Source organism: Veronia pacifica (assembly GCF_001707825.1).
In the GTDB taxonomy this organism is placed as follows: domain Bacteria; phylum Pseudomonadota; class Gammaproteobacteria; order Enterobacterales; family Vibrionaceae; genus Veronia; species Veronia pacifica.
The window spans coordinates 1-217 of record NZ_LYBM01000160.1 but is presented as its reverse complement, the minus strand read 5'-3'; the positions used below and the strand labels follow the sequence as shown (position 1 = coordinate 217).

Genomic DNA, 217 nt, shown 5'->3' with positions numbered 1-217 from the left:
GCACTGAACAGCTTTCCAAGATTATTTTGCCTTCAGTTTTTAGAAAACTGGAAGTAAAACAGAATTTGCTTGGCGACCATAGCGTTGTGGACCCACCTGACTCCATGCCGAACTCAGTAGTGAAACGCAACAGCGCCGATGGTAGTGTGGGGTCTCCCCATGTGAGAGTAGGACATCGCCAGGCTTAAACATCGTTTTCATCTTTTTGAGAAAAAGA

1 rRNA gene is annotated in these 217 nt (G+C 45.6%); it reads left to right on the top strand.

What is annotated here, in order from left to right:
* Window positions 1-68: 68 nt before the first annotated feature.
* Window positions 69-184, top strand: a 5S ribosomal RNA gene (gene rrf / locus A8L45_RS23595).
* Window positions 185-217: the final 33 nt, after the last annotated feature.